General features: G+C 33.0%; 16 protein-coding genes. 7 read left to right on the top strand and 9 right to left on the bottom strand.

Annotation, left to right across the window (positions count from 1 at the left end; all coding sequences use genetic code 11):
- The first annotated feature begins 104 nt into the window (after positions 1 to 104).
- The 7 genes from DNC80_RS05875 to DNC80_RS05845 all read left to right on the top strand — a co-directional run bounded on the left by DNC80_RS05875 (position 105) and on the right by DNC80_RS05845 (position 7235).
- The gene (locus DNC80_RS05875) at positions 105 to 935 is read left to right on the top strand and encodes a 1,4-dihydroxy-2-naphthoyl-CoA synthase (RefSeq protein WP_182650039.1); all 831 of its coding nucleotides are present in this window, start codon (positions 105 to 107) and stop codon (positions 933 to 935) included.
- A 73-nt stretch (positions 936 to 1008) separates the two neighbouring features.
- Complete coding sequence (locus DNC80_RS05870; RefSeq protein WP_182650037.1) at positions 1009 to 1530, top strand: PH domain-containing protein; 522 nt, start codon at positions 1009 to 1011, stop codon at positions 1528 to 1530.
- On the top strand, positions 1530 to 3041 hold the full coding sequence (locus tag DNC80_RS05865; protein ID WP_182650035.1) for a PH domain-containing protein: 1512 nt from the start codon (positions 1530 to 1532) through the stop codon (positions 3039 to 3041). The genes DNC80_RS05870 and DNC80_RS05865 overlap by 1 nt, the downstream gene beginning before the upstream one ends.
- 46 nt (positions 3042 to 3087) lie before the next feature.
- On the top strand, positions 3088 to 4050 hold the full coding sequence (gene menA / locus DNC80_RS05860) for a 1,4-dihydroxy-2-naphthoate octaprenyltransferase (RefSeq protein ID WP_182650033.1): 963 nt from the start codon (positions 3088 to 3090) through the stop codon (positions 4048 to 4050).
- 30 nt (positions 4051 to 4080) lie between these two features.
- Complete coding sequence (locus tag DNC80_RS05855) at positions 4081 to 4758, top strand: metal-dependent hydrolase (RefSeq protein WP_182650031.1); 678 nt, start codon at positions 4081 to 4083, stop codon at positions 4756 to 4758.
- Between the two features lie 156 nt (positions 4759 to 4914).
- A complete protein-coding gene (locus DNC80_RS05850; RefSeq protein WP_255493176.1) occupies positions 4915 to 6150 on the top strand; it encodes a tetratricopeptide repeat protein in 1236 nt (411 codons plus the stop codon).
- Positions 6151 to 6188: 38 nt separating this feature from the next.
- Positions 6189 to 7235, top strand: coding sequence for an o-succinylbenzoate synthase (locus DNC80_RS05845; RefSeq protein ID WP_182650029.1), 1047 nt, complete (start codon positions 6189 to 6191; stop codon positions 7233 to 7235).
- A 20-nt stretch (positions 7236 to 7255) separates the two neighbouring features.
- Here DNC80_RS05845 and DNC80_RS05840 read toward each other — a convergent pair whose 3' ends face one another.
- The 9 genes from DNC80_RS05840 to DNC80_RS05800 form a co-directional block, all read right to left on the bottom strand.
- Positions 7256 to 7732 carry a nuclear transport factor 2 family protein gene (locus DNC80_RS05840; protein WP_182650027.1) on the bottom strand — a complete coding sequence of 159 codons (477 nt, stop codon included), beginning with the start codon at positions 7730 to 7732 and terminating at the stop codon, positions 7256 to 7258.
- A 252-nt stretch (positions 7733 to 7984) separates the two neighbouring features.
- Positions 7985 to 10018, bottom strand: a complete 2034-nt coding sequence (locus tag DNC80_RS05835) for an OmpA family protein (RefSeq protein WP_182650025.1) — start codon at positions 10016 to 10018, stop codon at positions 7985 to 7987.
- Positions 10019 to 10102: 84 nt separating this feature from the next.
- Positions 10103 to 11881, bottom strand: a complete 1779-nt coding sequence (locus DNC80_RS05830; RefSeq protein ID WP_182650023.1) for an Ig-like domain-containing protein — start codon at positions 11879 to 11881, stop codon at positions 10103 to 10105.
- Positions 11882 to 12221: 340 nt separating this feature from the next.
- A complete protein-coding gene (locus DNC80_RS05825) occupies positions 12222 to 12572 on the bottom strand; it encodes a hypothetical protein (RefSeq protein WP_182650022.1) in 351 nt (116 codons plus the stop codon).
- 1 nt (position 12573) lies between these two features.
- The gene (locus DNC80_RS05820) at positions 12574 to 12921 is read right to left on the bottom strand and encodes a hypothetical protein (RefSeq protein ID WP_182650020.1); all 348 of its coding nucleotides are present in this window, start codon (positions 12919 to 12921) and stop codon (positions 12574 to 12576) included.
- Positions 12922 to 12969: 48 nt separating this feature from the next.
- Positions 12970 to 13296, bottom strand: a complete 327-nt coding sequence (locus DNC80_RS05815) for a YtxH domain-containing protein (protein WP_182650018.1) — start codon at positions 13294 to 13296, stop codon at positions 12970 to 12972.
- Between the two features lie 31 nt (positions 13297 to 13327).
- Positions 13328 to 13480, bottom strand: a complete 153-nt coding sequence (locus tag DNC80_RS05810; protein WP_144890608.1) for a lmo0937 family membrane protein — start codon at positions 13478 to 13480, stop codon at positions 13328 to 13330.
- A gap of 37 nt (positions 13481 to 13517) precedes the next feature.
- Positions 13518 to 13670 carry a lmo0937 family membrane protein gene (locus DNC80_RS05805; protein WP_140344716.1) on the bottom strand — a complete coding sequence of 51 codons (153 nt, stop codon included), beginning with the start codon at positions 13668 to 13670 and terminating at the stop codon, positions 13518 to 13520.
- Positions 13671 to 13694: 24 nt separating this feature from the next.
- A complete protein-coding gene (locus DNC80_RS05800; RefSeq protein WP_182650016.1) occupies positions 13695 to 14318 on the bottom strand; it encodes a porin family protein in 624 nt (207 codons plus the stop codon).
- Positions 14319 to 14522: the final 204 nt, after the last annotated feature.

Here is a 14522-nt window from a genome sequence, read left to right as displayed (position 1 = left end):
ATTCCTTTCATCAGAGAAGGATTACCATAAGCTTATTCAAAATAGACTAGATATAATGTAAAAAATGATTTATTTTTACACTGAAATAATTTAAAACAATTACCATGGATTGGATTACTGCCAAAGAGTACGAAGATATCACATATAAGAAATGTAATGGAGTCGCTAGAATTGCGTTTAACAGACCTGATGTACGCAATGCTTTTCGACCAAAAACTACTGCCGAATTGTACAATGCTTTTTATGACGCCCAAGAAGATACCTCAATAGGTGTAGTTTTGTTGTCAGCTGAAGGACCATCTTCTAAAGATGGCGTGTACTCTTTTTGCAGTGGTGGCGATCAAAACGCACGTGGTCATCAAGGTTATGTGGGTGATGACGGGCAACATCGTTTGAATATTTTAGAAGTACAACGATTAATTCGTTTTATGCCAAAGGTCGTTATTGCTGTAGTGCCAGGATGGGCAGTAGGTGGTGGACACAGTTTACATGTAGTGTGCGATATGACACTTGCTAGTAAAGAGCACGCTATTTTTAAACAAACTGATGCTGATGTAACTAGTTTTGATGGAGGTTATGGATCAGCTTATTTAGCTAAAATGGTAGGTCAAAAAAAAGCTAGAGAAATTTTCTTCCTTGGCCGTAATTATTCGGCGCAAGAAGCTATGGATATGGGTATGGTAAATGCTGTGGTGCCTCATGATCAATTGGAAGCTACAGCTTTCGAATGGGCACAAGAAATTTTGCAAAAATCACCAATGGCTATTAAAATGCTAAAATTTGCTATGAACTTGACTGATGATGGTATGGTGGGTCAACAAGTATTTGCTGGTGAAGCTACTCGATTAGCGTACATGACCGAAGAGGCAAAAGAAGGTAGAAATGCATTCTTAGAGAAAAGAAAGCCAAATTTCGAAAAAAAATGGTTGCCATAAAAAGTTTTAAGTTTTAGGTTTTCAAGACGAAAACCTGAAACGTTACACTTTAAACCTGAAAGAAAATAAAAAAATGCAAAACTTTTCAAACGAAATAATTGATGCCGATTTACTCCCAAAATACGAGGAAGTAATTTTTACAAAATTGCATCCCAAATATCTTTTTGTGGTGGCAATCAAGGTTGCTATTTTGATTATTGCACTAATTGCAGCTCCTTTTATTTATTTGTACTTTGAACCAGATGGTTTTTCAGGTAGAATATCATTTTTATTAGGTTTAATATCTCCATTTGTAATTCTATTTATCGTTTTATTTGCGCTGCTTAGTTTTAGAAAAAAAGGTTTTGCATTTAGAGAACATGATGTTTTGTATCGATATGGAGTTTTGGCTACCAATACAATCATAATTCCTTATAATAGAGTGCAACATGTAGCCTTACATGAAGGATTTATACCTGGTTTTTTTGGCTTAGCCGAAATAGAAATATTTACAGCTGGCGGAAGTTCTAGTGACATTCAAATACCCGGAATTGAAAAGGAACAAGCCGAAAATATCAAACAGTTATTGATGGTTAAAATTCAAAAACAACTGTAATGGATGTAAGTTTTAGTGCGCCGCAAAGACAATCTCCAGTGGGAGTCTTAGTGTTGTTTTTTTATACTTTACAAAAAAATGCTCGCGCTTTTTGGCCGCTAATTGTAGTATATGCTTTTAAATTCAAGGAGTTAAATATTTTGTACCTGGTTACGGGTATTGTGTTGTTTTTACTTTTGATAGGCGTTATATCGTATTTGAAATACCGCGGTTTCACCTTTTTTTTAGATGCTGAAAAAGATGAATTTATTATTTCTGATGGAATTTTAAACAAAACCAAAACTGTCATACAGCTGGATAAAATTCAACAAGTAAACATCAATCAGTCTTTTATTCAAAAACTAATTGGTGTGTATGAATTGCATGTTGATACTGCAGGAAGTGCAAAAAAAGAGGGTCATATTAAAGCTATTTCTCATGAAGTGGCGTTAGAATTAAAATCGCGTTTGCTTGAGCAATCGGCTTTAAAAACAAGTCAAGATTTAGATACAAATCTAAACCTTGCTGATAAAGAAGCAGAAGCAACTGAGGCGCCTTTTGTAACCATAGGGTTGCTGAGTTTGTTAAAGTTAGGAATTACCTCAAACTACGGTAAAACAATAGGATTAATTATCATTTTTGGAAGCACTATTTATGAAAATTTTAGAAAATTCAGTGAGAGTGATTCCGTGTATCAAGAACAAGTTAATTCTTATGTTGATAAAGGTTTAGCTTCTCAATCTCTTGTAGTAGGTTTTGTATTTGTATTAGCAGGTGTATTGGTGCTGAATATTGCACGGGTAATTATTCAATATTATGGGTATACAATTGCACGTCAAAAAAATTCTATGTTATTGTCTTATGGATTATTCAATTCTAAAAGTACCATTCTTAAGCCTGAAAAAGTCCAAATTACAACCATTAAAAGAAATTTTTTCCAAAAAAAGCTCGGTATATTAGAATTAAGAATAAGACAAGCTACTAGCGGTACTGCCGAAGATAGAAAATCTATCATTGAAATTCCAGGATGCAGTGATTTAGAGAGCAGTTCGGTTTTACAATTATTGTATGATCAAATACCTGAAAAAGGTTTATCCTTGAAACCTAATTTTAGAGTGTTAGCTGTAGCGTTATTGTTGTATATCCTTGTTCCTGTTCTGTTGTTCTATGTCATTGGAGCTTGGTTAGAACCCGCTGCATTTGACTTTGTATATTTAGTTCCTATTTATGTAATTTTTATAGGTTTACTACAGTATTTCAAATTTAAAAATAATAGATTGTTCATTCATGATAATTTTATCATCAAACAAAGTGGTGGTTGGGATATCAGCACGGCAATTATTGAACCTCATAAAATACAAGCCATTTCCACATCGCAATATTTTTGGCATAAAAAATTAGATCTTGGTTCTGTTATTTTGCACACTGCTGGAGGATCAATTTCGTTCCAGATGTGTAATTTTACAATATTAAAAAGTAAAGTAAATTTGTGGTTGTATCGAATGGAAAAATCCGATAGCAACTGGATGTAAAAGAAAAATCCTAATTCAAATGAATTAGGAATAAAATAAAAAAAATATGAAACATTGGATTGAGGCCGCGCGTTTACGCACACTGCCATTATCAGTATCTGGAATAATCGTAGGAAGTATGTATGCTCTTGCAAATCCTACCGAGAACATTTTAACACCTACCGAAGTTTTTAGTTGGGCCATTTTTGGTTTAGCGCTTTTAACTACTTTAGGATTGCAAGTGCTGTCTAATTTTGCTAACGATTATGGTGATGGCGTTAAAGGAACCGATAATGACGATAGAATAGGGCCTAAACGTGCTATACAAAGCGGAGTAATTACACCACAGGCCATGAAAAAGGCAATTATTATTACTTCAATAGCCACATTGATTGCAGCTATTTTATTGATTTATGTATCCTTTTCAGATACAAATATTTTCTACTCCCTATTTTTTTTAATGCTAGGGGTAGCGGCCATTATTTCGGCCATACGTTACACAGTAGGAAAATCCGCTTATGGCTACCATGGTTTTGGAGATGTATTTGTATTCGTTTTCTTTGGATTAGTGAGCACCTTAGGCGTTCATTTTTTGTATACTAAACAATTGGATTTCAATTTGTTTTTACCGGCCATTGCAATAGGATTATTAAGTACTGGCGTGTTAAATTTAAACAACATGCGCGATGAAGCCTCAGACAGAAAATCAAATAAAAATACAATAGTGGTTAAAATAGGCGGAGAAAATGCCAAAAAATACCACTATTTTTTAATTATAACAGCCATGTTGCTTGTTGTAATTTTTGCTGTAATCAGTCAGTATAGGGCAGACCAGTATTTGTTTATCATAGCATTTATTCCATTATTAAAACATTTGAAAACGGTTTATAACAATAAAAATCACAAAGATCTTGACCCTGAACTTAAAAAATTAGCCTTAAGCACCTTTGCATTAGCCATACTATTATCAATATGTATGGTTTCATTCATTCAGGATTTATTTGTAAATTTATTTCTCGGCGGAAGATAATTTAAGAACTAAACTTTTAAAACAATAACAATGAAAATAACATTTTACGGTCACGCATCATTAGGAATAGAAGTTGGTGGCAAACACATACTTGTTGATCCATTTATATCGGCAAATCCTTTAGCAGCCCACATCAACATTGACACTCTAGCGGTAGATTATATTTTATTAACTCACGCACACGGAGATCATATTCTTGATGTAGAAGCCATAGCTTCAAGAACAAATGCTGTAATTGTATCCAATGCTGAAATTGCAGGATATTATGGTGCAAAAGGTTTTCAATCGCACCCTATGAACCACGGTGGAAGTTGGAAATTTGATTTTGGAAAAGTAAAATACGTAAATGCAATTCACTCCAGCTCTTTTCCAGACGGTTCTTACGGCGGTAATCCAGGAGGTTTTGTCATAGAAGGCGAGCACAAAAATATTTATATTGCAGGTGATACGGCACTTACCATGGATATGAAACTAATTCCATCGCGCACAAAACTTGATTTAGCCATTTTACCAATAGGTGATAACTTCACCATGGATGTTGAGGACGCTATTATTGCATCGGATTTTGTGGAATGTGATAAAATTTTAGGATACCATTTTGACACTTTCGGGTATATCGAAATCAATAAAGAAGAGTCCATTCGTAAGTTTTTTAACAAAGGAAAAGATTTAATGTTGCTAGAAATTGGGAACTCTATTGATTTGTAATTTTTTTTAGGAGCTATTTCCTGCTATTCGTTACAATCTTTTACAAAGCAGTAAGCCTTGATTGGCTTAACGGCTTTGTAAAAGGATTTTCACTGCTATCAGGGCTAGGAAAATACCATTCATAAGTACTAAACGTACTCCTAAACACGTTCTAGAATGTCATGTTATCCATTATTTTATTTTACCATGCGATATAAAAAGCTATTTGTTTTTGTTCTATTCTTGCTTTCTTTCCACACTATTTTTGCACAGCAAGATGGTTACTGGGATAAAACCAGAGCTACATCAGAAGAAATTACGGTATCAGCACGAGATAGAATTGTTATTAAAACCCAAGATTTTCCTGAGGGAACCACTGAGGTAGTTTTTAGAATTACCCTTTTGGATAAAAATCAGCAATTGGCTGGAAGTTTGGTATCAGTATTAAAATCTATTCCAGATCCCACAGGCATTAGTCAAGGGTCAGCCGGAGCAGTTTTTATTTTGTCTAAAATTTCAGGAGACGATACCTGTAAGTATGCCATATTTACAAGTGCTGATTTAGCAAAACAATACAAAGAAAACGGAAAAACAAATAACGCTTGTTTAGTACAAGATAAACCGGTGAGTAAAGATGCAAAACGTCTTTCAATAGATAAATCGTCTTGTATGCAAAGCAACAAGGGAAACTTGTGGTTTGGTTTTGAAAGTAAAAACTGGATTATGAACCAGAAAATAATACTTGAAGTTGTTCCCTGGGTTAATAAAAAGTTAAGTCGTGGCTGGACAATTGAAAACAGAAAGTCTATTATAGATCAATGTAAAACATCAAACTTGGCTCAAAAAATGAGTAATTCTGATGATTTTTGTGTTTGTATATTGGATAAAATTCAAACTAAATATACCTTTTCCGAGTTTCAAAAATTATTAGCTGTAGAGCGTGCAAAAGCGTATAAAGATTTTGGTAATAGTTGTTTTGGCGAAAGCAACCTTTCGACTGCTGTTTATGAAGACTTAAGAAAACAAGCTGCTGCATTAGCAAATCAAGGCAAACATGGTGAAGCCATACAAAAACTGACTACCATTATCAATGATGGAAAAGCTACTGCGCTGGATTATAACAATCTAGGATACAGTTATCTGGTAACAAAACAGTATGCAAAAGCATTGAAATTTTTAAAAGAAGGGCAAAAAAAGGATGAAACAGAATTGTTAATTCAACTTAATTTGGCGCATGCGTATTTGCTTAATGATAATTTTTCCTTGGCAAAAAATATCTATAAACAATATCAAACTCAAAATGTAACGGATAGTTTGAGTTGGACACAAAAAATTAAACAAGATTTTGAAGCCTTTAAAAAAGCTGGAATCGTTTCTAAAGATTTTGAAAGAGTTTTAAAAATAGTAGATTAAATCAATCAAGATCTTCATTTATACCAAAAAAATATATTTTGAAAGCAACCTATTACAAATACATTCTTAATTTTAAACGCCCATCAGGCACTTCTCGAGGTGTAATGAACGATAAAGAAACTTGGTTTATAGTATTAGAACAAGACGGTAAAAAAGGAATTGGTGAGTGTGGTATTTTACGTGGTTTAAGTATAGATGACCGACCTGATTATGAAGAAAAATTAAAGTGGACCTGCGAAAACATTCACTTAGGAAAGGAAAAACTATGGGAAGCTTTATTAGAATTTCCTTCTATTCAGTTTGGTGTAGAAATGGCTTTTCAATCTCTAGAGAGCGAACATCCTTTTGTGTTATTTCCATCTAAATTTACTGCTGGCCAAGAAGCAATTGTAATAAATGGACTGGTATGGATGGGTGAGGAGCAGTTCATGAAAAAGCAAATAGAAGAAAAGCTGTCTGATGGTTTTAAGTGTATTAAACTTAAAATAGGTGCTATAGATTTTGATGCAGAACTACAATTACTTAAGTTTATAAGAGATCATTTTTCGCCAGAGCAAATAGAAATTCGGGTTGATGCTAATGGTGCATTTGCGGTAGAAAACGCTTTAGATAAGTTACTACAACTTAATGAATTTAAGATACATAGTATTGAACAGCCAATTCAAAAAAATCAAAGTGAAAATATGGCAGAGCTGTGTGAGAAAACTCCATTTCCCATAGCGCTAGATGAAGAGTTGATAGGAGTTTTTTTGAAAGAGGATAAAGAGCAATTATTACTTCAAATAAAACCACAATACATTATTTTAAAACCAAGTTTTATAGGCGGTTTCAAAGGCACGCAAGAGTGGATTGACCTGGCTGAGAAGCACCAAATAGGATGGTGGATTACCTCTGCACTAGAGAGTAATATCGGATTAAACGCCATAGCACAATGGACATTTGAGAAAAATAATGCCATGCCACAAGGATTAGGAACTGGAGCTTTGTACACTAATAATTTTGATTGTCCGCTTGATGTTGCAAATGGTCATTTATGGTATAAACCTACAACTGATTGGGACTTTGACTTTTCAAAATTGTTGTAATAATTAAAAAGTAAATGTCACTATTTTGTATTTTTAGAAATATACTTTCGAAGTGATTCTTGAGCTTGATTCTGAATTTTTCCCTGAAAAAATCCGGTCCATCCCAATAAAAATCCTGTAATACCAAAGGCTTGCTTAGACCATTTATAGAGGTCAAAATCATCTGTATGCTTTATAATTAGACCGTCTTTAAATTGAAATTGGGCAATAATTTTGTTGATTACAGTTCTATTTGTTTTGCTAAATAAATAGGTAGCTTGCCAGTGTGCTGATCCAGTGAACTCATTTGCTTTGCAATCAGAAAAAATCACTTTTAAATTTCCGTTGCTTCGTTCTAAAAGCATTTTCCACATTTGGCAAACATCATTTTCTTTTAATAAACCAAAAACTGGATCGCGAAATTCAATTTTAGAATGATAGCATTCACACATTGTTGAGGCATCGGCATTAGCAAAAGCAGTATAAAACTTAATTATGGTTTTTTCGTTTGGTGTCATAGCTACAAAAATTTAATAGTAAAAATAATAATTTTATGTTATACTTTAGTTGTTAAAATAGGAATATAGAAAAATGAAATACTTTTAATGTATAATTTGAATTGCTTAATTCAATATACAAAGCGCCATTCAGGATTGATATTTGTAATTTCATTTTATAAAAATAAATTTTTATGTAAAAAAAAGAGGACAGACTGTTAAGTTTCTATCCTCTTTTTGGAATTAATAAATGGTATTCTGTATTACTTAGTTTTATTTGAGAGCTGGAATGATATCAATTATTACTGTACGATTGTAAAAACGTTCTTCGGGAGTTTTATTGTCAAAAGGTGCATTATTTTCGTTTTCACCATAACCAGAAACGTCAAATTTCACATCGCTTCTACCAGCTTTACTCAAGCTATTTTGAAGTATGGTTTTTACATCATTGGCGCGAGCTAAAGACAATTCTTGATTGTAAGCCACCTCACCAATAAAATCTGTATGACCTTTGATAATTACTGTTGCACCAATAGGAATTTTACGTGTAACTATTTCAGTAAGATATTTATCATAGATTGATATCGCTTTAGATGTGTTAAATTCATAGATGATGCTGTATCTGGTACCTTCTTCCATTTTTGCAGGAGTCCACAGAACCATGTGAACGGGAGTTTCTTTCTCTACAATTTTACCACTTTTAGTTTGACCAATCATTTTTACTTTATAATCACCTTCGGGACGTGTACCTAGAATCATTTTTCCTGGTATGCTTACCTCATCTTGAGTATAAGGCCCAAAAGGCTGTGTTTTTCCTTGTTCATCAGTTATTTGTAAGGACCAAGAAGATAATGCTTCACCAGCTCCTTTATTATTAATAGTAACATAACTATCAACTGGTGCTTCTTGCGATGCAATAATCTGTACTGGTTTTAATGGTGCATCAGGACCACTTTGAAATTCCATCAATAAATCAGGGGAATTACTTTCAATAGAAACTCTACGATCTCCTTCACGAAGTAACACTAATTCTAATGTTCCTCCAGGTTGTTCTGATGGGATATTTGGTTTACTTTGACCTTTAGTAGTAATTCTAGAGGCATCTATTGAAAATACATTTACCAAATACGTTTTAACAGATTCAGCCATTGCTAGACCATCTGTATTGTCATTATTTGATGAACCAACTAACTTGATTGTTGATGAAGGATTTTTTTGCATACGATCGCCCAGTATGTTCAGCACGTTGTAATAAACCGTCATTTGTCGTTTTGAACGATCTGACAAATTTTTTGGTGCAAAAGTTTCTAATTGGTCTTCTTTGAAGTCTTTCACTTGATTTTTCGTTAGTACAACATAACGATTTGGAATTTGTGTAGACCCTTCATTAAAGAAAACATAGTTTCTAAGGGGGAAAATTTCAGTCATTCTTCTTTCTCCAGGAACATTGATTGGAGAATTTACGGAAAACTGTACTTCAGGATCTTTAAATAAATCTGTTGCTTCTTGAATCTCTTTTCCTTGTCCAAATTTAAGCGCAACACCAGCTCTAATGGTAGTTATATTCCAAGTTTCTGTTGCACGTGGATTTTGACCAAAATAAGGTTGGAAAGAAACAAAAGGGGATAATACAAATTGTGTTTTGTTGCTCTCAGATGAAAGAGGAATATCAAATCCAGCACCAATTTGCACGGACAGAATAGTTTTCTCAATCTCACTAAATTCACCCGTTACAGCAGCAGAAGGAGCTTGATCAGGGAAAGCTGGATTAATTCCTAATTGATAGGTGAATGATTTGTCTAGATTGAATACCAATCTTGGACCTCCATAAAGGTAAAAATTAGATTTAAACGGTGCAAAACGTACGCTAGGTTCTACAGTAATGTAACTAAGATCAGTTTTTAAATCAGCAGGACAGTCACATGCAGTAAGGACTTGGTCAAAAGAACCTTTACGGCTATCAAACCCGGCTTGCAACATAACTCCCCATCTTGAAGTAGCAGGACGATATTCTAAAAGTGGTGCAATAAAAAGCCCTGTGCCATTTCCTTCATGAAAAGTAGCAGGAGGAGTAAAGCTTGCATTTAACTGATTAGTAGAACCTTCGTAAAAATTGAAATTGGCGCCACCAGCAACACCGAAGTACCAAGAAGGAGTAGTATATTTAATAGATTGAACTTCTTGTGCTTGAACAGTTGTTTGAGCACCTAACCATGTCAAAGAGACTACTAAAAGTCTTTTAATTGAGAGGTTAGTAGGAGACCAAGAATTACTTGGTCCCTTTTTTAAATTATTAATATTGTACATGATATATTTTTTTAATTAATTTTTAATGCATCTATCCTTTTTGAGATATATTAGTTTGATTCTAAATTATGTATCGTTAAAGGCTTAGTTATTCGGTACGTTAATAGTTGTATTAACCATAGTAACTGAAGCTACAAGTGAAATTGCTCTACCATTTAAAACTGTTAAAAACGGATTTGTACTATTAGCAGGAGATGACAAAGTCACACCAGAGTTGGCTATAATATTTCCTACCATAACTCCACCACCAGCGTAATTAATAACTGCTGCAGTTCCTACATACCAATACACATTATTAGGATTACCTACGCCGTTTAAGAACGTTACACTACTTGGCATTGAATCACCTACTGTTAAAGAGGATGGTGCTTGAAAATACCATTTTGCATTCGGATCTCCATTTGCATTTAAGGTAAGATTTCCGTTGGTTATACTAAAAGAGCTTGAAGCGGTGTAAATACCAGGAGCTAATGTTAATCCTCCTAATTCACCAGCACCAGGATTAGCAACACCTCCAGGCATAGAAGCAGGTGAAATACTGTTGTAGAGATCTCTCGCTGCATTTAATCCAGCTAATGCTGTTGCTGCTTTTGTAGCATTTCCAGGCGCTGGTGCATCTGTAAATATACCATCAGTTACAATTCCATTATTTAATGGAGTTACGATATATACATCACCACTTGTTCCATCAGTAAAACCTGTTACTAAGGTTGCAGCAGCAGTTGTACCGATAGCACCGTTGATTACAGTTAATAATCCTTGATTTGTTATTCCTGCATTCCCTCCAAAAACTCCAAAGAATAAACCACTTGTTATAACAGGAGGTGTTACTACAACATTTGAGGTTGTGAAATTCCATACATAGTTACTAGCTAATGGAATACCGGCTGAACTTTTAGCACCAGTTGTTATTGTTGCTGTATAAACAAGTCCAGGATTAAGAGCATTTACTGGATTAAATGAAGCAGTAGTACCACCAGTATACAGTACAACGCCTGGAATTACTGTAGTCCCTTGTCTTAAAGTAAAAGTGGTTGTATTAATAGTTAGCGGATCCATAGCAATGCTAAAGTTTGCAGTAAGTGTTTTGTTTAAATCAACTCCTATAGCGTTATTAAATGGATCAGTAGATGTAACTGTTGGAACAGGAACAGTTGTAAAATTCCATACGTAATCAGCAGCTAGTGGTGTTCCTTGTGAACTTTTAGCACCTGATGTTATAGTAACGGTATAAACAGAATTAACGGTTAAAGGATTTGTAGGTACAAAAGAAACGGTTGATCCAGAATAAGTAATTGCACCTGCAATTGTGTTAGTACCTTGTTTAACTGTAAATGTTGAATTATTTATTGTCAAAGGATCCATTGGAACACTAAAAGTTGCAGTTATTGTTTTATTAAGAGCAACGTTAATTTGATTGTTTGTAGGATCAGTAGTATTTACAACAGGAACAATAATCATTCCAGTAGAAAATGTCCACAAATAATCTGTTTGAAGAGCATTACCCATTACATCTTTTACTCCAGTTGTAATCCTACCAGTATAGGTGGTATTAGGACTTAGAGGGTTAGTAGGAGTAAACCTTGCTGTTCTTCCGCTGTACGTGATTGTACCAGAAACTACCGTGCCATCTGCTTTTGAAATAATTAAAGTAGAGGAGTTGATAGTTGAAGCATTTATCTCTTCATTGAAAGTGACTGAGATAATTTGATTAAAAGGTACGCTTAGCGCTAAATTATTAGGAACGGTAGATTCTACAACTGGACAAACACCTACTGTTTCTACAAAATCGTCTTCATCACAACTAGAAATTAATGCAATAAACAGTATTGCAAAGAGTAATAGTAAATTTTTAGTTTTCATTTTTTTAATTTTTAAGGATTAAGTATTCTACATAGCAAAGGTTGTTATGTTATTGGCTTAAAGAGTTATACAATTAAATAATGAAGTAGTAAGATTAACTTATATTTACACATTTTTGAAGCATCGAAATGAGCTAAGGCAGTATAGAATGTTGTGATTGTATGTACGGTTTCCGTGTTGGTTTTGAATTTAGAAAAGCTATTGTATTTGTTATTATAGATGGGTATTTGTGTTATAAATACAAATTGAAAACCTATTGGACAATTTGATGCAATAAAAAAGAGGATAGCTTTTTGGGCTATCCTCTAATTAATTTTTAAATCTTTATAAAAAGTTTCTATCAAGATTGCTTGTCTTGAGTAAAAGTCTCAGCTTTTTTACTTACAAAGTTAGTTATTGCAAATTGTAAAATAGTACCGAGAACCTTTGTGATTGGATTATGGGAAGAACCTAATAATACTTTTTTTGATAAGTATCCTGATGCAATACCAATAACACTGTTAAGAATATTACCTTTAAACTCGGAAGTTTTTGTTAACTGTCCAAAAGCATTTTTTATTAGGTTTACAGGTTGTAAACTCTCATAAGTTACATGATATTGGTCTTTAAGTTGTACAAGTTCAAAAGCTTGTTTTTCCTTTAATAATTGAATAGCTTCTTTTAGCATCTCTGATTCAGTACTCTTTTTCATATTAACTATTTTTAAGCATTTTGACAATTATAAAATTACTAATAGGCATTTTTATCCATTTGTCTTTAAAGTAGTATAGTAAAAGTGCTAGTGCTAAATAGAAGGCACCAACAATAAAAAAACCAAAGTATAGTTGTCCTACAAGCTCACCTACCCAAAGAGAGAGACCAATGTTTGAAAGAAAAACAAACATCGCAAAAACAACAGAAATTGCCATTCTAGAGATTAGTGATGAAACCACGTCAGCAGTTTTGTCAATCGCATTAAGTTTAGCTAACTCTATTGAAGTTTTAGTATAATTCTCTGCTCTTTCAAAAAGCATTTCTATTGATGATGCATTGTTTTCCATTTTCCTGAAATTTATATCAAAATTAATTTTTTAAAGAAGTAATACAAATTATATTGAATTAATATCCTTTTTTACTTCGTTAAAAGATGCTTTACCTTGAGCTAAAAGATCTTCGCCATCATGTTTAACTTCATTCATTTTAGATTTGCCCTCAGCAACAAGTTTCTCACCTTCTGCCCAAATTTTTTCATATTTTTGAGTAATAGTACCCAAAATGTTGTCCAATTTGTATTTCAATTCGTCAGCATAATCATTGCTTTTATCAGCAATTTTTTTTCTTGTGTTATCACCTTTATCTGGTGCAAACAAAACTCCTAATAATGCTCCTACAGCTACTCCGCCTAAAACTCCTAATATTATTTTATCTGATTTCATAATGCAAATTTTTAAAGTTATAATTATTAATTTATACGTTTCTACCTGAAATGAGTCTAAATAATATTGCTATTACAGCAATTACCAATAAGACATGAATTATTGAACCTACGCTAAAAGCAAAGAATCCGATTGCCCAAAAAATTACCAAAATGACTGCTATTGTATATAGAAGATTACTCATATTTTATAGTTTTAATGATTAGAATTAGTATTGAATATTATATTTTTCTACCAGAAATTAATCTGAATAGAATAGCTATTACCGCTAGAACAAGAAGAATGTGAATGATGGATCCAACACTATAAGCAAAAAAACCGATTGCCCAAAAAATCACCAAAATAACTGCTATTGTGTAAAGAAGATTGCTCATGATAAATATGTTTTATGTTAATTATTAGTTTAGTCTAAGACCTACGTATGCGCTAAATACACTGTTTTTAGCATCAGAAGATGTAAAACTATCATCCTTACCAATCTTAGTTAATCCGTAATTGTAGCGCACTCCAAAATTTACTGCATCTAAATCAAAACCTAAACCTCCTGAAATACCAGCGTCAAATTTATTGAAATCATCAGTATTTAATGTACGAACTGATGAACCAAGATTAGAATCATTAGTTGTTTTACCGCTAACCATGTATGCTAAATAAGGACCTACTTGTACATTGAAATTATCAGTTAAATTTGCAACAAGTAAAATAGGTACTTCTATATAATTAATATTGAATTTTGCTGTTCCGTTTACTCCAAAACTGTTATATACTAATTCAGATCCTTTTGTAGTGTAGCTAATTTCAGGTTGAATTGCGATACTGTTTGTAATTGGGAATTTAGCATATAAACCTGCATTAAAACCTGTTAATACATTATTGTCATCAACAGTATCTGTGTATAAGTTTGAAAAGTTAAGACCTCCTTTAAAACCAAAAGCCGGAGTTTTATCTTGTGCCTGGATTCCTGTGAAAGATAATAATCCTAATGTGATTGATGCGAAAATTAATTTTTTAGACTTTTTCATTGTTTATTTGTTTTATTGATTTATATATTACAAAGGTCATTAATTAACACAGTTTAGTTGTTACATTACTTTTAGTGAATGTTTCAAGATTCACACTTTAGTAATTACAGATTATAAATTTAAGAATTAACACATTGATAAACAGTATTTAAGCAAAAAAAAATGCAAGTTTTTACAACTTGCATTTCATAATATATTGTGTAT

The organism is Flavobacterium sp. SOK18b, from assembly GCF_014156605.1.
Lineage (GTDB): Bacteria > Bacteroidota > Bacteroidia > Flavobacteriales > Flavobacteriaceae > Flavobacterium > Flavobacterium tiangeerense.
Note: the sequence above shows the minus strand (reverse complement) of the source record. Positions and strands in the feature narration are given on the sequence as shown.